Source organism: Candidatus Dependentiae bacterium, from assembly GCA_018266175.1.
GTDB lineage: Bacteria > Babelota > Babeliae > Babelales > RVW-14 > JAFEAY01.
In genome coordinates, this window is record JAFEAY010000028.1 from 99,851 (window position 1) to 121,715 (window position 21,865).

The 21,865-nt window shown below is 37.9% G+C and carries 16 protein-coding genes; 9 read left to right on the forward strand and 7 right to left on the reverse strand.

Annotation, left to right across the window (positions count from 1 at the left end):
- Positions 1–7: 7 nt before the first annotated feature.
- The gene (locus JST56_07650; GenBank protein ID MBS1988829.1) at positions 8–1,495 is read right to left on the reverse strand and encodes a hypothetical protein; all 1,488 of its coding nucleotides are present in this window, start codon (positions 1,493–1,495) and stop codon (positions 8–10) included.
- A gap of 63 nt (positions 1,496–1,558) precedes the next feature.
- A complete protein-coding gene (locus JST56_07655; GenBank protein MBS1988830.1) occupies positions 1,559–3,076 on the reverse strand; it encodes a hypothetical protein in 1,518 nt (505 codons plus the stop codon).
- A 460-nt stretch (positions 3,077–3,536) separates the two neighbouring features.
- Between JST56_07655 and JST56_07660 the strand changes: the two genes are divergently transcribed.
- Complete coding sequence (locus tag JST56_07660; protein ID MBS1988831.1) at positions 3,537–5,246, forward strand: hypothetical protein; 1,710 nt, start codon at positions 3,537–3,539, stop codon at positions 5,244–5,246.
- Between the two features lie 21 nt (positions 5,247–5,267).
- The gene (locus JST56_07665; protein ID MBS1988832.1) at positions 5,268–7,421 is read left to right on the forward strand and encodes a WD40 repeat domain-containing protein; all 2,154 of its coding nucleotides are present in this window, start codon (positions 5,268–5,270) and stop codon (positions 7,419–7,421) included.
- Between the two features lie 64 nt (positions 7,422–7,485).
- Here JST56_07665 and JST56_07670 read toward each other — a convergent pair whose 3' ends face one another.
- Entirely contained in the window at positions 7,486–7,962 is a 477-nt protein-coding gene (locus JST56_07670; GenBank protein ID MBS1988833.1) for a GNAT family N-acetyltransferase, read from the reverse strand.
- Between the two features lie 243 nt (positions 7,963–8,205).
- Between JST56_07670 and JST56_07675 the strand changes: the two genes are divergently transcribed.
- From JST56_07675 to JST56_07700, 6 genes are all read left to right on the forward strand, one after another.
- A complete protein-coding gene (locus JST56_07675; GenBank protein ID MBS1988834.1) occupies positions 8,206–9,813 on the forward strand; it encodes a hypothetical protein in 1,608 nt (535 codons plus the stop codon).
- Between the two features lie 178 nt (positions 9,814–9,991).
- On the forward strand, positions 9,992–10,708 hold the full coding sequence (locus JST56_07680; protein ID MBS1988835.1) for a YebC/PmpR family DNA-binding transcriptional regulator: 717 nt from the start codon (positions 9,992–9,994) through the stop codon (positions 10,706–10,708).
- Between the two features lie 19 nt (positions 10,709–10,727).
- Positions 10,728–11,618: a YicC family protein gene (locus JST56_07685; protein MBS1988836.1), complete on the forward strand. Its 891-nt coding sequence runs from the start codon at positions 10,728–10,730 to the stop codon at positions 11,616–11,618.
- 9 nt (positions 11,619–11,627) lie between these two features.
- Positions 11,628–12,767: a glycosyltransferase family 9 protein gene (locus JST56_07690; protein MBS1988837.1), complete on the forward strand. Its 1,140-nt coding sequence runs from the start codon at positions 11,628–11,630 to the stop codon at positions 12,765–12,767.
- Positions 12,768–12,877: 110 nt separating this feature from the next.
- On the forward strand, positions 12,878–13,555 hold the full coding sequence (locus JST56_07695) for a hypothetical protein (GenBank protein ID MBS1988838.1): 678 nt from the start codon (positions 12,878–12,880) through the stop codon (positions 13,553–13,555).
- Between the two features lie 31 nt (positions 13,556–13,586).
- Positions 13,587–14,261, forward strand: a complete 675-nt coding sequence (locus tag JST56_07700) for a hypothetical protein (protein ID MBS1988839.1) — start codon at positions 13,587–13,589, stop codon at positions 14,259–14,261.
- Between the two features lie 43 nt (positions 14,262–14,304).
- Here the strand turns inward: JST56_07700 and JST56_07705 are convergent, their stop codons facing one another.
- The 4 genes from JST56_07705 to JST56_07720 form a co-directional block, all read right to left on the reverse strand.
- The gene (locus tag JST56_07705; protein MBS1988840.1) at positions 14,305–15,564 is read right to left on the reverse strand and encodes a glycosyltransferase family 4 protein; all 1,260 of its coding nucleotides are present in this window, start codon (positions 15,562–15,564) and stop codon (positions 14,305–14,307) included.
- Positions 15,561–16,877, reverse strand: coding sequence for a glycosyltransferase family 4 protein (locus tag JST56_07710; GenBank protein ID MBS1988841.1), 1,317 nt, complete (start codon positions 16,875–16,877; stop codon positions 15,561–15,563). The genes JST56_07705 and JST56_07710 overlap by 4 nt, the downstream gene beginning before the upstream one ends.
- Before the next feature lie 100 nt (positions 16,878–16,977).
- Positions 16,978–18,315, reverse strand: coding sequence for a glycosyltransferase family 4 protein (locus JST56_07715; protein MBS1988842.1), 1,338 nt, complete (start codon positions 18,313–18,315; stop codon positions 16,978–16,980).
- 30 nt (positions 18,316–18,345) lie between these two features.
- Complete coding sequence (locus JST56_07720; protein ID MBS1988843.1) at positions 18,346–19,692, reverse strand: glycosyltransferase family 4 protein; 1,347 nt, start codon at positions 19,690–19,692, stop codon at positions 18,346–18,348.
- Between the two features lie 308 nt (positions 19,693–20,000).
- Here JST56_07720 and JST56_07725 point away from each other — a divergent pair.
- On the forward strand, positions 20,001–21,865 hold a 1,865-nt coding region (locus JST56_07725; protein MBS1988844.1), incomplete at its 3' end, for a hypothetical protein.

Here is a 21,865-nt window from a genome sequence, read left to right on the forward strand (position 1 = left end):
AGCTTATTTAATTTTTTTCTAGATGATCAAAAATGTTTTTAAATTGATGATGCGTACGATTTTGTATCAAATTATTCGTTACTCGAGCAATATGTTCCATGATAAGACCTTGGTGTTTAAGTACTGTGTCTCTCATGGATGCGTAGAGTTGATTAAATTCTTCAACTGAATAATTTGGCTTGAATGTTGAAAAGTTGAGTTGATTTGGGAAGTAGATGATAGTTGGAACCGAGGCGTCGTTTGGATCATAAAAAACTGAGACTTCATCACCAATTGAGCTATAGTTGATTACTGGAAATTTGTATCCATTATCATGAGCATAACGTTCTACGCCGTGCAACGGGTGATATTTATTGCCAACATTTGCACTGTTTGAGCCGTCGCATACAATGTACAAATTTATTGATCGTCGCAAAAGTGGGGGAAACGGCAAATTAAAATCGCAACCAGCATCGATTAAGGTCAAGTAATCTTTGGATGCATAAGAAATTCCAGACATATTTTTTGCAAAATTATGAATCTTTGGTGGAGAGACTTGGAGGTCCATAAATTCATCGAATAAAAAGCTAATAATATTTTTGAATTCGTCTCTTTGATCTTTATTATCAAAGAGCGGCGCAAGGCGAGAAAGAATTGCTCTGATGATTTCCTTAACATTTGCAGCATATGCTGAGCTTGATATTCCAATCATGAACCCGAGTGATTGCTCTGGATAATCTTCATAGCTTACGCCATCTTTAAATCGATTTCCGAATGATTTTGTTGGAATCCAAACATGCTTATCAATGCTGCCACATTCAAAAGGGGTAAATTCAAACCACTCATATGGATTGCTGTGGTCTCGTACGGCAGTAAAAATAGGGAGTGGGTAACGGCCTGTTTTTATCAAGGGTGCAAGATCTGAAAAATATACTTGATGTCCAGATCCTGGAAGGTCGACAAGAAATTGATGAGTGACAATGCTGCCCCAAATGTCAGCAAGAGTCACCGGTTGTTTTCGCTTGATTTTAGTATAGATCATGGTGGCGATTGCTTTGATGTCATATGCCATGATGCCCTCATTACTTGTAACGCGAGCGCGTAAAAAAGATTTCAAGTTAGAGAGTGAGCAATCGTGAGCAAGCCAGGAGGCCATAGTCCAGGTTGATCCTGATACTCCACCCATGTAGTGCACTGCATCAAGAATTCCAGTCTGATCGAGTGCATCAAGAAGCCCAAGCGTGCAGACCATTGCTCGATGGCTGCCTCCGCTTCCTGCAATAGCCGTAAACGGAACATGTTGACTACTGATTCGCTTGCCCAAAAGCGAGCTTAATCTGTTTTTTGTTTTATCAAAACGCTGATAAAGCGCTTTAATTTCTTCGCCACATAGGCTTGATCCTTGCCGAACGGTAGCAGCAACTGGGGCCCTTTGTATTGATTGATCTAAGATAGTGCTCGCTTGAAGTCCGATGCTTGTGTAGATAAAGAGCGTGGATAAGTAAAGAATTTTCATGATATCCCCCCGTGTGAAAATCAAGAGAGTATCGGTTTATCACCGATACTCTCTTGGAGAAAATTACTCAGTCTGTTGGTTTATTTTTTTTAAGTTATTGATTGCAATGGTGATGCCACGACAAATCGTATCATAGGAAGATTCGACAGCATCTTTAGATGAGCGATAGAGTTGATTAAATTCATCATTGGTATAGCAGAACTTGAATGTTGAAAATTGTACTTTATTTGGAAAGTAAATAATGACGGGAACTTCTGGGTCTTCTTCATCATAAAAAAGTGAGACTTTATCTGTTCCAACAGTGTTGTAATCAATTCGAGGAAACTTAAAGTTGTTGTCATTTGCATAGCGTTGCGCTTGACGTAGCGTATTTTTTTGGTTGCTTACGGCTGTGTCTGATGCGTCGCAAACCAAATAGACGTTAACATTTCGTCTCAAGAGTGGAGCAAATCCAAGGTTGATATCAACGCCCGGGTCAAAAAAAGAAAGATATTCTTTATTTGCATGAAGAGTTCCCGCAATATTTTTCATGAAATTGAATACCGTTGGCGGTGGTACTTGTGTTTCGCCAACATCACTAAAAAGCCCCTGGAAGTTAACACATTTTTTGCTGAGCAGTAAATTAATGTTGTCAAAAAGAAGGCTTACAAGATCTTTAAAGTTAGCGGCAAATGCTGAACTGCTGAGTCCTAGAATGTAGCCTAGAGTTTGTTCAGGTCCTGTATCACTTGATAATCCTCGATCAAATTTTTTTCCAAAAGCGTATGAAGGTATCCAGCATGCAGATTTTTCACTTCCTATTTCAAATGGGGTGAATTCAAACCATTCATATGGTGTGGTTTCATCAAGAACTGCGGTGAAGAGTGGAAGTGGATACATTCCCGTTTGGATTTTTGATTTGAGAGATGAGAAGAGAACTTGGTGTCCTCCTCCTGCAAGACCTTTTAACAGAACTTCAGAAAGGATACAACCCCATAGGTCAGATTGATTAATTGGTTGTCCGTGATTTATTTTGTTATAAAGTTGACTTGCAATATCTGTCCAGCTGAAATCTTGTAATGCTAAAAAGCCGAAGTCTTGGAGAGCTAAGTCTGTGGTTACTTGATTGCGCAAAAATTCCTTGAGCTCAGAGAGAGAGTATGGTTGTGCAAGCCATGAACCCATGCACCAACCAGATCCAGAGACTGATGCCATATAAGTAGAAGCATCTAAGAAATTATATTTATTAAGTCCAATTAAAAAACCAAGCATGCTAATCATAGATCTGTAGCCGCCACCGCTTCCAACAATCCCAATCGTTGGCACTTCATTTTCATGAATGGATTGATTGAGTTCAGATTCTAGTTTTTCTTGTGCTCGGTGCAATCTGAGTTTTACGATAGCTTTCTCATCATTACATAAATCAATCCCTTGTCTTACCGATACGGTCATACCGATACTTGATTTTTGAAGAGTATCGCTTTTCTTTACCGTATGTTCATGATTTTGGTCATGATTTGCAGAAAGATTGAGCAGGGTAATCGAAAACGTTAGAAATAATAAACGTGCATGTTTGTACAAAAAATGATGACCAAAATTCATAAGCATTCCTTCACTCAAAACCGGACATATACACTCTTGAGAAAGCATAGGAAGATGCTTGATTGTTTTACAAGAATTGAAAAAATTTTGATTAAAAAGGGGTCCGTATATCTTGTGGCCTGGTTTATTGACCTTGAAGGAAAGAAGCCGTACGTTAGAAAAAGTAATTTATTACAGTAAGTAATGAGAGGAGAGTCTTTTTGTTGAGGAATATTCTTGCTTAAAGTGAGTAATTGAGCATAAGCGAGATGTTTGTGCGTTATGTTGTACTTACGTGTAACGCCTCCGTTCATATTTTTTTGCAACACTTGATTCTTCAAGATGTTTTTGCAACGATTGTTACCATAGGTTTGGAGAAGAAGGAAGAGAGAGCCGACAGAGTTTACAAAAAATCCAAACTTAAAAAAGAAGTTGATGAGTTAAGGTTTTGGTGTAAAACAACGGCCAGAAAGAGGGTATAATGAAGAGACTAAGATCGCTGGGCAATTCTGTATTGCTGATAGCTTCGGTTATGTTTTTGAGTGTTGTTCCGGATGCTTCTGGAACAATTAATTTTCATAATCGTAGTTCAATGATTGCAATGAAGGCATCGAATTCAGTGCTTAAAGTGAGGACTGCATCTCAGGTAACCGGATGGAACCTCGAGTCAATTGTCAGGGACTTTGGCAATAATGCTTCTACGAGTTGGGTTGAAACCTATACCAATAACGTTGTGGTGAGTACAGCTGGCGGCGCAGCTCGAACCAATCTTTTGTACGCAACCAGTAATGCTGTCAATGCAGGCACGGGCGGAAGCAGCGCGCTTGCCATCGCAACCAGTAACGCGTTGCTTTATTTGATCAAGAATGAAAGTAATGCAAACTTAAGGATGTTTAAAAATAACAGTAGTGCGCTTTTGTATTGTTGTAAGAACAACAGTAATGCGCTTTTGAGATTATTTGCAAATAACAGTAATGCAATTGTTGGTGGTGGAGCAACAAGCACGCTTGCAAGAACAACCAGTAACGCGCTACTTTTCTTAGTTAAGAATGAAAGTAATTCGAACTTGAGAATGTTTGCAAGCAATAGTAATGCATTACTCTATTGCTGTAAAAATAATAGTAATGCGATTTTAAGATTATTTGCGAATAATAGTAACGCACTGCTTTCCTGTTGCAAAAATAGTAGCAACAGCACCTTGCGCTTCTTTACCAATAATAGTAATGCGATTACGTTAGTTAATAATATTGTTCAAACTGGTGGTGGAAACCTTGTCATTCCTGGTCCAACATATACCATGACTCGACAAGTTGTTGCTTCTGTTGATAGCACTGTTTCTGTAACAGGAAATACAACGCTTGATGGTAATGGTCATGTGTTTGACTTTACAAAACAGGCTGGAAATTTCTCAGTTGCTGCAGGTAAGCATCTTGTGTTTACCGATGTGGTTTTGAGAAATTATTCTGAAGGAGCAATATCTCTTGGAGCTGGCGCTACAGTTACCTTTGGCCAAGGAACGTGCATTGAGCTTGAGGATATGCAAAGTCTTGCATCGAATATGACATTCTCTGGTAATGCAGTTGTTCAGGGCTTTGGTAATAAAATAATGATGAATAACTCGGTGATTTCAGTAAACCCTGGTGGTCGCTTGACACTTCAAGACATTTTTATCGAAGGCTTAAAGCAATTTAATATTAGAGCTCAAGGTAACACAGCTTCGGTTAAATTCAAGAACGCAATACTCTGCCTTTCTCATGATTACTCATTTACATCAGGACGTATCCTTTTTGAAATGGATGTTCATATGGTTGGAACCAATACATTTGGTTATCGCCCAACCAACGTGAATTCTAAGATTTTGCCTTGTTCCAAGCTTCTTCTTGATACCGGCTTAACAATCAGTTATGCACCAGTTGCAGCAAATAGGGACTTGCTTGGTATGGCTGATCGTTCATCGGTTCTCTACTTAAATGGTTGTACGGTCAGATCAACGACTACGGGTATGCGTCTAACAAATGGAACATTGATTGTGGATCATAAAAACCAGTTCTTTAATACTGGAGCAACAAGTCCTTCACAAGCAATTGCATTTGGTAACGGAACAGCAGCTAATGACTTAGGTATAGAAATAATGCCTGGTGGTAGAATTCAGTTGCAATCGGGTCAGTTGGCGTATCAAAATACCAACTAATTAAAGAAGGACACAAATACAATGAATTTAAATATTATTCAAAGAGCTGGGGCGTTTGCCCTTGCTCTTTCCCTCTTGGGGCAAGCAGCTCAAGCTACAAGTCTTGATGGTACGTCATCAATTGCTTTTCAAAATAATCACTATGTTCTCCATAATGGAGATATTGTGAAGGGTTTTGCTCGATTGAATAAAGGATTTACTATTTTAGCTGGCGAAACAGCAACATTTGATACTTTAATATCTGTTTCGGGTGATATTGATTTGCGAACAACAGGTCAACTTCAATTAATTGGAGATCTTCAATTTGATGCAGCTGTTACACTGACTCGAGTAGGGTATATCAAAGGCCGAGGTCATGTAATTAATCTGCAGGGAGATCTGTCGATTCCAGCTTCAGGTGTTTTGTGTATAACAGGTGATACGATTATTGATGGTGGTGGCCATGTTCTCACACTTGCAGAACATGCGCAAATACTTGTTGATAATAATGTCACACTGACTTTGCGTAACATGACTGTTCAGAATACTCGTAATGATTCACTTTTTCCTTGGATTAAATTGCGTGCGACCACCAGCAAACTTGCATTTGATGATGTTAGGTTTGCTATGAATAACGATTTTGATTGGAAACAAGGTCAACTTTATATTCATAATGATGTTGTGGTAACCGGTTCTCATGCATTTATCTATCATGCAACACAGCCAAGTTTTATTGCTCCTGGAAGTACCTGGTTTTTTGATATGAATACTAATTTTTCATTCGCGCCAGTTGGAACTACAACAGAAAATTTAATTAAACTTCAATCATTAAGTTCTGCATTTCAAATGTGCGGATGTTGTATGCGGATTCCTAATGGATCAATTGAATTTGAAACGGGTAAGCTCATCTTAGAAGATGAAGTTCGTGTGCACCGTTATGCAACGCAGGATCTTTCAGCGCTTTCAGCTTTGACGAGCGTTGATTATGGAAATACTTCCACCGTTAATGCAATTGCATGGCACCCAAATGCTAAAGTTGTAGCTCTTGGTGGAATAGCCGCGGTAAATGGAGCTGGTGGGTTTGCAAATACCGACGAAATTCGCCTTTATAGTTTTAATGGTTCAACATTAACAGCGCTTACCAGCCAAGGATATGGAACACGAGCAATAGCGCTTGACTGGAGTTTTGATGGTAAGTTTTTGGCTGTAGGTGGAGCTGGTCCAACCAATGGAGCAGGTGGTTTTGCAAATACCGATGAGTTACGCATATACAGTTTTAATGGTTCAACGTTGACAGCTCTAACGAGTAAAGATTATGGCTCTGAAATACAGGTGCTGAGCTGGAGTCCTGATGGCAAATATCTTGCTGTTGGAGGAAGTGGACCAGTTAACGGAGCTGGTGGATTTTCGAATAATCATGAATTACGGATATACAGTTTCAATGGCTCTACACTAACAGCTTTAACAAGCAAGGATTATGGAATACAGGTTCGAGGCCTTGCTTGGCATCCAAGTGGACAGTTTATTGTCATAGGTGGAGCTGGTCCTGTGTATGAAGCTGGAGGATTTGAAAATAGCGATGAGATCCGTCTTTATAGCTTTAATGGTTCAACTCTTACTTCTTTAATAAGTAAAAATTACGGAACAGATATTGCTTGTTTTGAATGGAGCCCTGATGGAACTGTTCTAGCCGTTGGGGGAAGTTCTCCTACTGATGATTCTACAGAGTGGATTGCAAGAAAGGCAAGAGGATTTGATGACACCAATGAATTGCGTTTATATTCATTTGATGGTTCGACACTTACATCTCTTGTAAGTAAAGATTACGGTAGCTGGGTAAATGCTCTTGCCTGGAATCCTGCAGGGCGCTTGCTTGCAATTACCGGACACAAGGCTGTAATGGATGCTGGTGGATTTGATAATGAATATGAAACACGAATTTATACATTTAATGGAACCGATCTAACAGCAACTACAAGCCATAAGTATGGTGTTGATGGATTTGCAATTAAATGGGATCCAACTGGAAAGACCCTTCTGGTTGCGGGTTCAACACCGTACGTTGGTGCTGGTGATTTCAATAATACTCATGAGGTTCGTTTGTATCAAGCTGAGCTTTATAACAGCCATTCACCTGCTCGCTATAGTAGCGGAACACGATATGGAAAGATCTGCTCTGGTGGTGGTACTATCTAAGAAATAATTTAGATTAAGTTATCAAAGGGCGTTTGTTGAGCAATAAACAAACGCCCTTTACTTATTACACCGACGTAAGGTCTTTTTCAAGCATAATCAATAGGTCATTAAAATCGGCATGGTATTCAAAGCCAAGTTTAGTATATAACGCTCTGGCTTGGGTATTTGCATGGTCAACGAGTAGCGATATTTTCTTAACGTCAAATGAACGCATGAGCTTAAAGAGATATTCAAGCATGCGTGTTGCATGACCTTGACGCCGATAAGCTGGATAGGTTTCAAGCTCAATTACAAAGCAGGAGTTCTGCATTTTTTTGTTAAATCTAAATAAACAGAATCCAATTTGATTATCGGTTCGGTTCTTAAGAAGCGCATAAAAGTAGTGGTCTTTACCAAATTCAATTTTTGAAATCTCAAGCTTTGTGTCTGACTCTGAGAAGTAAGTTGTATGAGTTGGGCCTCCATTCAAATAGGACGGTAGCATACAAATAAGAAAAAATAGAGAAAAGAGTAATTTTTGAGCAAAATATTGTTTTATCATTATAACCCCCACCTTCTAAACGAATAAATAGCAATTATTTAACTGTAAATTATTTATCATACTAACTCATATATTCAATTTGTCAAATAATCCTGTTTTTTATCTAAAAAATAAGGGCTTGTTCAATCCATTGATTGGACTACTCAGCGTTTGTTCTGCTCGCGTTAATATGATAAAATAGAAATAATTAATGAGAAATAGTGTTAATTTTCTCAATGAAAGCTTTTATGGGGGTTATAAATCATGAAGCAATTTTATTCGCGCGGCTTTGCGTATTTTCGTGCTATTTCCTTAGTTTTATTGGCTTGCTTTTCGTTGCAGCTTTCGGGCCCAGTGGTCTATGCGGTGCAATCTGATGAACTTGATTATAGTTCTTCAGAAGATGATTTTTGCGTTATAGATAACGATTCTGACTCAGATTCTAGGTCAGGCTCTGATTTAGATGATGACTCCAGCTATGACTCAGATTATGATTCTGATGATGACTTTGTTCCTCAGAATAGAAGACAGAGTTTTATGGGCTCAGAACGAACTTTCTTGTGGTGGGTTAAAGTTTCCCTTTTGCTTATGCTGTGCCTTTCAGGCATCTATCTCCCGGTTGCGCAAGCGGTAAGTGTTAGTGACGTTAACCAGGCGTCATACGATGTTTGTCATCCTCAAAAAAATGGTATGCAACTTTGTTTTAAGCTTCCACGTGAGTATCTTTCAGTAGACCCTATTGATCAGTGTTATCGACACATCAATACAACCGTTCCACATAGAGGAGCCCCGGTTGATGAAGGTTATTCGATAAGTGAGAAAGCTTTAACTGGAAACTCTATCCAGGCTTGTCTATTTAAAGAAAATAACCCTCATGGACCATTCATTTGTTTGACAGCGTCACTTGATGGTCGTACGAGTAAGAGTTACAACCAGCAAGATGATGGATCGTTTGTAGACCAAGCATCTTCATCGTTTAGGCTTCCAGGATGGAATAGTCTGTGTAAATTATCTTCAAGATACTGCGATTCAACAATAACAACTGAAATTGCACAAGAAATCCTTGCCCAAGGACCGCAAACGAGCTGTGCGCTGACGCTTGTGAATTTTGCAGATAGCTCAGCTTTGCGTAAAGAAGTTGGGAACCTTGCAATTATTCTTCAGCTATCGAATCCTCACTGTATTGATTTTTCACAACAATCGACGTTCTGTGAACTTATTAAAACAGCAAGCCAAAATCTTTTAAAGCTCACTGATAGCCAGATGAGAGCGCTTATTGCTCAAACCCTGGCGTATGTGAAATTACAAAGAAATATTGTGATTCAAACAGATGATGTTCAAGAAGAATCATTGCCTGTAGCGAACATTATCAGAGCTGCTATTATATCAAATAACTTGCTGCCTGAGTATCAAGAAAAACCTATCGAAGATAAAAAGTCTAATTGTTTGCTTTCATGGTGCTCATTTCCTCAAGAAATTCCGCCTTTTCGAAATTGTACCTTGCTTGCTGTTGATACGGTTAATAGCAATGTAAAACTTACTATTTCATCAGATGCAGTTAAACAAATTGAACGCTTGAATTTTCATGTAATAGCAGACTTATTAGCTGGTTTGGCTACTCAGCAACCTGCAGAGCTTGCTCGAGCCTTTGCAACCCTTGCAGCACTTGAAGTGCAAGGGAGACGTATAAACATTTATCCTGGAATGAAGCCGATTGATTCTACATCTGTTATTAAAAATAATGGTAAAAAGAATCCACTTGAAATTCCTCTTCTGGATGACGAGCATAGGGTTGCTACATTACTTGAGCTTCAAGAAGAGCACGATGCAGTTTCTCAAGCTCTTGAGAAGAGTTATGCAAGTATTCAATGACACTCAAAAACAGTAAATAAGTAAGATACAATGAGGGGGTGGTGCATGACGCATCGCTCCCTCATTTCTTTTGCAATAAACTGGTCGACAAATTGACGAGCTCCAGGTAGATTAGAAGCGGTGTTTTGCATTAAATCAATGAGCAAGACGTGCATATGATTTACCTGAGGAGCTCGACATGGCCGGACATTCTAAATGGAAAACGATAAAAAATAAAAAAGAGAAACAAGATTCCAAGCGTGGTAAAATCTTTACCAAGCTTGTTCGCGAAATTATGGTTGCTGCTAAAGAGGGCGGCGGAGACCCAGCTGGAAATGCCCGGCTTCGCATTGTTCTTGAAAATGCAAAAGCCATGAATATGCCTCAAGACAATATTACCCGCGCTATAAAAAAAGGTTGCGGTGAGCTTGAAGGCGTTAACTACGAATCTTTTACCTACGAAGGCTATGGTCCTCATAGCACTGCTGTTATGATTGAAACACTCAGTGATAATAAAAATCGTACAGTTTCTGATCTGCGTCATCTTTTTTCAAAGTCCGGTGGTAACTTAGCTGAAAGTGGCACCGTTTCTTGGATGTTCGAGCACAAAGGTGTTATTCGTGCTGAAAGCAAGCTTTCTGAAGATGACCTTCTGGAAAAATTTCTTGATTATAATGTTGATGATATATCACTGGATGATGGTACCGTTACCATTACGTGCCCTTCACAAGATTTTGATAAAATCAAAAAAGCCGCAGCAAGTATGGGCATAAAGCCCGAATCAGCAGGCATTGAATGGGTACCTAAAAATCCAATGGCACTTGAAGATAAAGATCAAGAAGAGAGTGTTATGAACTTTCTTGATAAGCTTGAAGATCTGGATGACGTTCAGAATGTTTACGCAAATATTGAGTAAATAAAATCAAGGAGAGCTTGTGCTTTTAAGTATGACCGGTTTTAGTACGGTAACCACCATGATCGATTTAAAGAGCGCAGGTCGCGTTTCTTTGGCCATAGAAGTCAAAGCGGTTAACTCTCGTTTTTTTGAATCAGTGTGCAAACTTCCAAGTCTGCTCAGCGCGCTTGAGGTGAGCATCAATAGCATCTTGCAGCGTTCATTACTGCGTGGTCGTGTTTATTTGACCATTCGCCTTGGGCGGGAAAATGAAGCTTTTGAGTCAATTGCTTTGAGTGAACGCGCGTTACAAGGTTATGTTGCTGCAGCACAGGCCATCAAGGAAAAATTTGGAGTTCAAGGTGAACTAACCCTTCACGATTTGATGCAATTACCAAATGTTTTTGTTGCTGAACGGAGCGAACTGAGCTCAGAAGAAGAAACTGTAGTTCTTGACTTGATTAAGCAAGCAGCAGAAAAACTTAATGCAACTCGCCGCGAAGAGGGTAACACCTTGCAGCAAGATATTGATATGCGCTTGTTGCTTTGTTCAAAAAAAGTTGAAGAGATTAAGGCCGGCTTTGAACTGCTGATGGTTGAACAAAAAAAGCTTATTGTTCAGTACCTTGAGCCTGCACAAAATGGTGATGAGCAAGCAAAAGCGAATCTTGAAAGTGCTTACTCGGTTTTGAATAAAATTGATATTAATGAAGAAGTGACGCGATTTAAGAGCCACTTAAGCAGTGTTCAAGCATTTTTGAATTTACAGCAAACTGAAAAAGGTAAGCGCCTAGACTTTATCTTGCAAGAGCTCATGCGTGAAGTAAACACCATGATGGCTAAGTGCTCAAACTATCAGATTAGTTCTGCTGCAGTTGACATTAAAGTTGAGCTTGAGAAAATTCGAGAACAAATTCAAAACATTGTGTAAAGTTTTTTTATGACCAATCAGCTGGTTTCATGTGAGCTTCTTAAAAAAGCCCAAAAAATTCTTTTCATCATTCCACGGTCAATAAGCCACTTTACTTATTTATATGGCTATTTTGTGGCATTTGCAAAAGAATATCCGCATTTAAAAATTGATCTTTGGATTGATGAGCGGAATAAAACGCGGTGCTTTTGGAAATGGAAAAAGCTGAAGCGTTACGGTTTGTATGATTGGACACAAGAGTCTGCCTACTTTAATAAAGTTTATACACAAACTTATTCGCCATCGCTTTTCAAACAATCTCTTGCTCAAGCTCAAAGTCAAGCCTATGAAGTAGTGGTTTCACTTGATCGCAGTCGTTGTCTGTATTCAGCTCGGTTGACACGCCGTATATCACCAAATGGCTTTATCGCTGCGGTTGGCAAGCCACCTAAGTGGTATAATTTTTTAACGCGTTGGCATGCCAGCAAACTCAACGTCTTACTTGATACAACAAAGTATTCTGATAAAGGCCATATCTTTGATCAATATGCTCGATGGTTTGAAGAGCTTTTTGGTCTTACCATTATTTTTGACGAGAGAAATTTATTTATCGATATTCCTCGTCGATGGATTAGTTTTGCAAAACTCCGTTTTTTAAAATGGGGCTTGGATAAGAAATCTAGAAATTTTGGAAAAGTTTTCTTTATCAATTTGTTTGGACCATCAGAGCAACAAAGTTGGCCACTTGAGAAAGCGTTGGAAATGATGAATGCCCTTAAGCGCTCAGAACTTGGAGCAGATGTAAATTTTATAGTGAATGTTCAGTCTGCGCAGCTGCAACAAGTCCGAAAATTTTTTGATCGTTATTCCTTTAACGATATGATTATCTTTTCTCCAAGTGATAATTTTTTTCAACTTCCCGCTATTATTGTCCAGTGCGATTTGGTTATCTCTGTTCAAACATCGGTTCTTCATCTGGCTCGGGCACTTAAGATTCCTACTATAGCACTTGTGAATCATCTTGAATCTGAAATGATTCCCCGTGATTTACATGATTGGCAAATTTTATTATCCGACAATAAAAATAAAGGAATGAGCAGTATTTCTTCGCAACAAGTTATCCAGGCTATTCAGTCCTCCTCTCGTTTTAGTACAGAAAAAACGTATTAAATACTTTATTTTTTTGCCTTCTCTCAAATAGATTTACAGGAAACCATTTTCTATTATTTGAGTAAATAGATTATTCGTAAGATAATATTTTTCAAAAGGGGAGTTTTTCTATGCGTCAATATTTAGTCATTGCAACATTATTATTTGGAATAAGCGTAGGTGCTTTGTTGCCTGATATTGTTCAAGTACTTGATAAGCGATCAGGCAAAACTGTTGTTTTTTCAGATGAATTTACGGAGCAAGATTTTGAGTGTGCAACTAATTTCTTGATTGATGGCCATATTCGTGAATATCATCGAGAAGAAATTACGATTCCCGGCGGTGTCTACAAGCATATTAATCAAGAACGCTGGAACTCATATTTTCAAAAATATTTTGTAGAAAAAAACCCGTACCAAGCTCACCTCATTGTTGCTCGCGTTGATGATCAAATTGTTGGAATGTGTGCATATTACTATGTCCACATCCTTTCTCAAGAGCTAGCAGTGCCTACCTATGTGCCGACGTTATCGGTCTTGGGGATCTTTTCTGAATGCGAAACATACAGGCCAAGAACATTTATGAAAGGGTATAGAGAGCTTGCCCTTAAGAAATATCCTGGTGCAAGGTACTGGCTTGGTGGTGCACGTAAAAATGCCCTATTATTTCATGAAGCATATCGACAAGCTGGCTTTAAAGAGACAGCTGATCACCGTCTACACTTAGATGAGAGGCAATGTAAAAAGGATCAAGGTTTTATTCGTCGCATACAAAAGTGTGCAAAAGCTCATGCTATGGATATTCAGTAGTTTCATTATTTTTTTTAAAAAAGGAGAGCGTATGAAGAGATCTGGATTAGTGATAGCAGGTATTTTAATTTTGGGTGTTGGGTTTGTACAGGCATCACTTTTTGAATTTACCGAACAAAAAACAGGGCATACATTATCTATTGATCAGGGATCAGTAGCTGAGTTTGCTTATGCAAAAATGTTTGCGTTGAATTTTTTTAAAGATAGTTATAGCCAAATACCCCAAAATCAACGAGAATTTGAAACGGTTGAAGAGTTTATAAATCAAAAGTTTTCAGACCATGATTCACATATTTTCGAAAAAAATAAGTATTCATTTTTTATTGTAAGAGATGGTGATGCTTTGATTGGGTATACCATTTTTGACGTGATTGATGATGCTGTTTACAGCATTGAAACTCAGGCAGATTTTATGACCTATAGCTGCACCAGTTTGATGGCTGCACTTGCTCAATTTATTAAAGAAGTTTTTGCGCCTCAATCAATATATTTTATACAAGCTGCTCGAACGGCTGTTCCTTTGTACGGACAAATTTTGGAGATGTGTGGTTCTGTGAAATGCGATACATTGCATCCCAGTCTTGCTAATCCGGCTGAATATTACGGTCAAGAGAATAGAAAAAATGTTTCGCAATATTATCAGGCATACAAATTGAAATTGCCGGAAAATAATGACGTTGATACAAATCTTGATGAAGTAGATTGAGTAAAAAATAAACTCGCGATGGTGGCAACTCCAAGTGCCACCATCACTTTTCGAGTACTTCTTGAAAAAGAGCTTCAAGCTGTTCAAACTTGGTTTGATTTAAAAAATGAGCTGATATATTCTCATAAGATCGTTGCCCCATTTGTTTTGTAAGCTCAGGATTCTTAATTAAAAGTTCAAGTTTTGTAACCAAATCATCACAATCATTATTCTTAAATAAAAATCCTGTTTCACCATTAATAACTGTATCTTCTGCTCCTGTCTGAAACGCACCAACTGCCGGTTTTTTCATAAGTCCTGCTTCAAGGTAAACAATGCCAAATGCTTCCCAATTTGAGGTCAGTACAAAAATATCTGAGTGATACAAAATTTCAGGAATCTCTTGGGAAAAGCCAACAAAGTGTACGCAGTGGTCAATTTTAAGTTCTTTGCTCATTGCTTCAAGCTTTGCTTTGCCAGCTCCCTGTCCAACTGCAATCACTTGTACAGGAATATTTTTTTGAACTAACTGTGCAACTGCGCGCAATAAAAGTGGATAGTTTTTATAATCAAAGCGTGGCGAGGTGTTTGCAACCATACACAGAATTGGTGCGTTAGTAATATCAATATCAAAGCGTGCTTTAAAAAAATCTTTTTTATCAAGAATTGTGGGCGTAAAATTTAAGAATGGTTCTTGTTTAAAAAATGGTGGAATGAAGACAACATTTTTTGTGGTGTAGTTTTGTTTGGTAATTATATATTCAAGATTGTTCTTGATGGCATTGCTTACCGCAACAACTCCATCAAGGTTGTTTAATGTTTGAATATTGTTGAGCGGGCTGCGTAAGTGTCGAAAAAATATGATTTTGGCTTTGTGGAAATCAGCAATTTGTTGTGTTGCGCCAACTTCTCGTTCAGTGTTGCATTGAATAATATCAAAGTGATGATGTTCAAAAATGTTTTCCAGTTGGTATCCCAGAATAAATCGAAAGAGAATTGGTATCGATTTTACCAGCGATACTCGTGTTGTGGCATAGGGCAATTTGAGACGATCAAGCTCTGCGCGCATAGGGGAGTTTTCTTGGATTACCATGAGGCTTGTATAGCCGTTTGATTGCAACATTTTGTAGAGCGTGAGGCTGTGATTTTCTCCCCCGCCAAAGCCGCTTACAATGTGTAAGTGAAGGATAGATGGTTTTTGAGAGCTCTTCTCTTGAAAATTTTCATCGATATTACAGAAGGCAACATCGTGAGCTAGCCACATCAAAAATGCAGTGCAACAGGAAATAAGTAATAAAAAAATAATGGTGATAGTGAGTTTCATTTTTGTTTTTCTTTCATGACATCGTGATAAAATTTAATGAGCTCTTGTACGTGCACATCTTCTAAAAAGGTAAAGTTTGTTTTTCCAAAATCCTTTTTCCCTGTTGCAAAATCAAATGCATTCTTCCCCATTTCTTGGCATAAGATTGGGTGATCAATCAAAAACTCAAGAGCATCGGCGAGGCTATCAACGTTGTCATTTTCAAAAAGAAGACCTGTTTTTTGGTGAGCAATGGTATAGTCTGCTCCTGTTCCAGCTGCTCCAACAGATGCTTTTTTCATAAGTCCTGCTTCTATATGAACAGCGCCAAAAGCTTCACCTTTTGAAGAAAGGACATGAAAGTCTGAGTAGTGTAAAATGTCTTGTGTATTTGTACAAAAACCTAAGAAATGAACATGCTTTTCAAGATTGAGTTCTTTTACCAATTTTTTATGCCAAGCAAGCGCGGGGCCACTCCCTGCAAAAAGGAGATTGATAGGCTTATTTTTTTTGTGAACAAGCTCGGCTAGAGCTTTAATGAGGAGTGCATGATTTTTCCGGTAACGATTAAAAAAATATGATTGTGATCGATAAAATTGAGCAAGCATGCATATGACAGGAGCATCGGTTAAGTTAGTATCAAAATATTTTTTAAAATATTCATGACGAGATTGGGATGATGGTTGATGCCCAAGAAATTTTTCTTTATCGACCAGAACAAAGAGATGCTTAAAGTGCTTTATTCCTAAATCATGTTTTTTATCTTGTTCTCTCATAAAATTGAGGGCATCCAGATTAACCGCAAGCACGCCATTAAGACCCCTGATTTTTCTCGCAGGAACGTTGCCTTCCATATGATACATAAAGACAGTTTTTGTTGCTAGTCCACGTGTGGCTGCGATTGAGTAATCGGCGTCATGTTTCGCATGAGTGTGGACAATATCAATATCGTGTTGCTTACAAATCCATCGCAGTTGATTTAGAACATTTTGGCGTAAGAAAATGCTGCTTCTTACCGTGTTAAGAGCAAAATGAGGAATTTTTTCTTCAATAAGTTTTTTTTGGAAAGGAGTGCCTTTGCACACAACCATGAGCTGGTTAAATTGGTGTTTCATGATGAGTTTTTGCAATGTTATTTGATAGGTTTCTACACATCCAATAGTTGAGTATGACGAAAAATGAAGAACGCGAGGATGTTGCTCTGGGCTTGGGAAGCAAGAAGTCTGTGAATCAAAGCTTATAAATTCTGGATATGAAGATGTCTTATAAGAAATAACGGATAAGAGGATGAGCGATGCTGTTAAGCAAGAAGCAAGCATGGTAAAAAGTTTCATGACACCTCAATGGTTTAAAAAAATATTTGAAGAGAAGGTAAAAGTGTAACCATTTCTTCCATTTTTGAAAGGAGGTGCATAAAGCTATCAAAAATAATCTTTAAAGTTTGTTTTTGATTATTTTCTTATAAAAAATTTTTAAACGCTTAAATTTTTCTTCAGTAAGAAAGTGTATGTTCGTTTTTTTAAAATCCTTTGACTCTGTTACAAAGTTGAATGCATTATTTCCCATAATTTTAGATTGCCCAGGATTATCGATTAAAAATTCAATCTTATTGGTGAGATCTTCAATATCATTATTCTTAAAAACAAAACCAGTTTGTCCATGAAGAATGATATATTCAGCACCTGTGCCAGAAGCTCCAAGAGATGGTTTTTTATGAAGCCCAGCTTCAATGTGAGCTATGCCAAAAGACTCTTCTCTTGAAGCGAGCACATGGATATTTATATGGTGAAGAATATTACAGGTATTATGTCTAAATCCTAAAAACGAAGCATAGTTTGTAAGTCCAAGCTCTTGAGTTAATTTTTCATGCCATGTTCTATTTGGTCCATCACCAACAAACAGAATATGGGCTTTTTTTTTGCGTTCATAAATAAGTTTATGGAGAGATCGGATCAGGAGTTCTTGGTTTTTTTGAAAAACGAATTCAGGGTTCGGCTTTTCAGCTGGTCCATAGAAATTTCCAACCATGCAAATAATGGGGAGGTTTGTATTGATATCTACGTTGCAATGTTCTTTAAAAAAGCTTTTTTTTGGAAGTTTTAAAGGCTTAAAATTTAGGCATTTTTCTTCGTCAAAAAAAGGAAATAGATGCATAATTTCTTCAATACCAAGATTGCGTTCTGAATTTATTTTTTCTAATTGATTCATGATATCGATGTTAACGGGTAGTACAGCGTTGAGATTTTTAAAGCACTCAAGAGAATAAAGATTTGGAGCATGAAACATCAGAATAACTTTTGTAGGAAGTTCTTTAGTTGCTTGACGAGCAAGAAATGTATCTTCGGGAAGATTGCATTGAACGATATCAATTTGTAAATTTCTGCAGAGTTCACGAATTTGTTTGATAAAAATATGTCGATATAACCTATAGTCGTCATACAACAATGCTTGATGTGCTTTGGTTGCATAGTGTGAAATTTTTTGATTATAAAGTGTTTCTTGAGCAAATGTATTGATTCCAACAAGAATAACCGGGTCATATGCATTTTTAATAAGTTGCCTATGCAAAGCAAGTGTACTTACTTCTATGCCGCCTCGCCCTGCGAGTGTGCAAAGTGATAAGATACGTGGCTTTTTTGAATGAGTGTCTATTTTTACTGTTCTTGGAAAACTAAAATAGCTGAGCCTATTTGAGATGCGTGGCGTTGCACTTAAGACAATCGTTTGTATCATAAAAAGAGTAGCTGTTATCATCACAACATGATATTTCATTGGCCCCCCAATGGTTTTAATCATTCGATATTAAGTTTTTATTATAGACTTATAAAGTCTGCATAGTCTTTTACAAATTGCTGCTTGAGTAAAATGAGCGTGAGGTCGATTGAAGTTATTGCGATTAGTTACATAGTCAAACGCATTATTACCCATAGTTGTTCGAAGCTCTGGATTATCGATCAGTAGTTCAATTTTGTCTGCTAAATCATTGGCGTCATTATTATTAAAAATAAAGCCGGTTTTCTCATGAACAATTGTTTGTTCTGACCCTGTATCGGAAGATCCAATTGATGGCTTTTTCATGAGTGATGCCTCTAAAGTTGCAATGCCCACAGATTCTTCGTGTGAGGGTAAAACATGAATATCTATGTACGATAAAATTTTATCAATGTCATTGCAAAATCCAAGAAAGTGAACATGTCTTTCAAGATTGAGTTCCTTACTTAATTGCTCGTGCCACAACCGATTTGGTCCATCACCAACAAAGAGAGCTTGTACATTTTTTTTGCGTTGATGAATAAGGATGTATAAAGCTTTGACGAGTACTTCTTGATTCTTTTCAAAGACAAACGTCTCATCGTTTGGTTTTACTTGTGGTCCATAAAAATTTCCAATATTACAAATGAGTGGCGCTTGGTCTATATCAACATTATGCGTTTTTTTGAAAAACGTTTTGCGTAAAAAATTTGTCGGTTTGTAGCTTAAAAATAGTTCTTCGTTAAATGGAGGGAATATTTGTTCAATGATTTTAATACCTAGGTGATCAGATTCATTTGCTTGGGTTATAAGATTTTTTGCATAAAGGCTTGCTGTAATAATGCCATCGAGATTTCTAAATGCGCGGTAGTCTGACTCTGAAATTCTAGAACCGTGATACATAAGAATAAGTTTGACTTGTAGTCCCCTAATTGCCTCTTTGAGTAATGCAAGGTGGTATGGCTTGTGACAGTGAATAAGGGAGACGTTGTGTTTTATACAAAGTTTGCGTATTTGCTCAGAGAGGGTTTTTTCATAAAGTCTAAAATTATATTTAATGAGTTGATCTGCATGTGAGCTGTAATGTGGCAATTTTGATTTGGTTAAACTTTTTTGAAGTGGCGACCCATGGCATACAAAGAGTAATGATTTGAAATTTGGAGTGCGTAACATCATATCATGCTGAGCAATAACGCATGATTCTACTCCTCCCATCCAATCACTTGGCAAAAAATTGAGAATACAAGACTCTTTATTTTTTTTATGTAAATAACTGATATCTGTTTTTGAGAAATGAATAAATTTAAGTTTGCTGAGGGGATCCATTTTTGGAGGTATCGGGCAAACTATTACATGTGAGCAGACAATCAGATGCATAATGATTTTTATAATTTTCATTATTCTCTACCCCCTAGAGTTGTTGAATCATTTTTTTAAAAGAAAAATTCTTACTATCAAGATTAAGTAATATGATCTGCGGAGTAAAGAAATTTGAGCGATTGAGCTTGGTCTAGTTGACTATCATCAGCAATGTTATTTGGCTAATGGGTATAGCCTTAATCTATAAAAAGCACTTTTTTTAAAACTCTTGAGTTGCTCGATTGTTGTATGCAAGTGTAAGGGCGGTTGTAATGTATGATTTTCGCTTAAGCTGCATATGCATTTTATTGAGTATGTTGCTTTATATAAACTCGAGCAGAATTAAAATGAAAAAAAATAGAGCATATTTGCTGTGCATACTTTTGTTGGTTGGGGCATCTTCTTCCTTGTCTGCAAAGATTAAGATGACAACAAAACAATCAAAGCTAACGGTTCATCCATCGTGTAAGTTTATTGTTGCTACTCCTATCACTGATATGAACGGCACACTTGAGGTAAATGGAGCGGTAAGTGGTTCTTCCATTTCATTCAACAAAGGAGTTTTGCAGACTCAGGGAACCCCTGCAACGCTAACGGGAGAGATGGTAGGAGGCTCTCCGCATCAAATAACTCTGACAACGAGCAACTCGTTGCAGGTTGAATCCGGGGTCTTCTTGAGTAAAATTGCGGTTGTTCGTAAGGGAAATCGTCTTCAGGGAAGTCCTCTCTTTTCAACAGCTGGGACTATCAACATGTCGCATCATCTGAGTGATTTAACCGTTGCGGTTCAAGGTCCACTTAATGCGAACATTGCCATGAATCGTGGAACCATTCTTTTAGATGATAACTTGGCATTTGCTAATGACCGGGTGATGACCGGATCGGGCTTAATTAAAGCGAATGCAAAACAAATTTCATTTGGAGGAAGTGACTGGTCCGCAACTCATACAGTTTGGTGGTCTGATGTTTCGGATATGAAGCTTAATTCAAAAATTGCATTGAGTGGAATGTGGACCATTAGTGGTACGGGTGCTAATAAACAGGCAAATATCGCCGGCAATGGAAAAACAATTGATTTATCGTATGGTGGTACAATTTGGGTCAAGGCTGGTACTCGTTTGAGTATGACTAATATTTTTATTCGGGGATTGGGAATTGGACGTATTATTTTTGAAGACAAAAATTCTCGAATTCATTTTTCAAATGCCCATGTTGAGCTTGTTTCTAATTATACGCTGACCAATGGAGGTATTTACATTGAGGGGAATACCACTTTTATTACGCGCAATAACATATTAACATTTTCTCAAAGAGCGACGTTAACGGTGGATGGAACGACATTGTGGTATGATTCACTTTCATATCCAGATGCTTCAAATATTCAGCCGCTTTCAACTGCAGCAAATAATCCTGGTGGAAAAAACGTTGCTCTTATTAACAATGGAACCATTAGGCCTATTTTAGAAAATGTTCGTAGTACGAGTAATGCGATTGTTTCAATGGGGTCACAACTTCGTACGCATAGTAATAGTGTTCTGAAGTCTAATAATGATACGCGTGCTCATAGTAATACTATTTTACGGTTACATTCAAATCACAGTAACGCTATGTTGAGATTGACAACTAATCATAGTAATGCGTTGGTTAAATCAAATAAAGATGTTCGTGGTCATAGTAATTCGATATTGCGCTTACACGCTAACCACAGTAACTCGATTTTGAGGCTGCATGCCAACCACAGTAACGCGATCTTGAAATCAAAAGATGATGTACGAGGTCACAGTAATACAATCTTGAGATTGAATAACAACCATAGTAACTCAATGTTGCGCTTACACGCTAATCACAGTAACTCGATTCTGAGGCTGCATGCCAACCATAGTAACGCAATTCTGAAGTCAAAAGATGATGTTCGGGGTCATAGTAATACGATTTTAAGGTTGAATAACAACCATAGTAACTCGATTTTGCGTCTGCATGCTAATCACAGTAACTCGATTCTGAGGCTGCATGCCAACCACAGTAATGCGATCTTGAAGTCAAAAGATGATGTACGGGGTCACAGTAATACAATCTTGAGATTGAATAACAACCACAGTAACTCAATGTTGCGCTTACACGCTAATCACAGTAACTCGATTTTGAGGCTGCATGCCAACCACAGTAACGCTATTTTGAAATCAAAAGATGATGTACGAGGTCACAGTAATAC

Excerpts from the sequence above, each read along its gene's own strand:
- JST56_07650 (MBS1988829.1), bottom strand. The coding sequence starts at position 1,495 with ATGAAAATTCTTTACTTATCCACGCTCTTTATCTACACAAGCATCGGA.
- JST56_07655 (MBS1988830.1), bottom strand. The coding sequence starts at position 3,076 with ATGAATTTTGGTCATCATTTTTTGTACAAACATGCACGTTTATTATTT.
- JST56_07660 (MBS1988831.1), top strand. The coding sequence starts at position 3,537 with ATGAAGAGACTAAGATCGCTGGGCAATTCTGTATTGCTGATAGCTTCG.
- JST56_07665 (MBS1988832.1), top strand. The coding sequence starts at position 5,268 with ATGAATTTAAATATTATTCAAAGAGCTGGGGCGTTTGCCCTTGCTCTT.
- JST56_07670 (MBS1988833.1), bottom strand. The coding sequence starts at position 7,962 with ATGATAAAACAATATTTTGCTCAAAAATTACTCTTTTCTCTATTTTTT.
- JST56_07675 (MBS1988834.1), top strand. The coding sequence starts at position 8,206 with ATGAAGCAATTTTATTCGCGCGGCTTTGCGTATTTTCGTGCTATTTCC.
- JST56_07680 (MBS1988835.1), top strand. The coding sequence starts at position 9,992 with ATGGCCGGACATTCTAAATGGAAAACGATAAAAAATAAAAAAGAGAAA.
- JST56_07690 (MBS1988837.1), top strand. The coding sequence starts at position 11,628 with ATGACCAATCAGCTGGTTTCATGTGAGCTTCTTAAAAAAGCCCAAAAA.
- JST56_07695 (MBS1988838.1), top strand. The coding sequence starts at position 12,878 with ATGCGTCAATATTTAGTCATTGCAACATTATTATTTGGAATAAGCGTA.
- JST56_07700 (MBS1988839.1), top strand. The coding sequence starts at position 13,587 with ATGAAGAGATCTGGATTAGTGATAGCAGGTATTTTAATTTTGGGTGTT.
- JST56_07705 (MBS1988840.1), bottom strand. The coding sequence starts at position 15,564 with ATGAAACTCACTATCACCATTATTTTTTTATTACTTATTTCCTGTTGC.
- JST56_07710 (MBS1988841.1), bottom strand. The coding sequence starts at position 16,877 with ATGAAACTTTTTACCATGCTTGCTTCTTGCTTAACAGCATCGCTCATC.
- JST56_07715 (MBS1988842.1), bottom strand. The coding sequence starts at position 18,315 with ATGAAATATCATGTTGTGATGATAACAGCTACTCTTTTTATGATACAA.
- JST56_07720 (MBS1988843.1), bottom strand. The coding sequence starts at position 19,692 with ATGAAAATTATAAAAATCATTATGCATCTGATTGTCTGCTCACATGTA.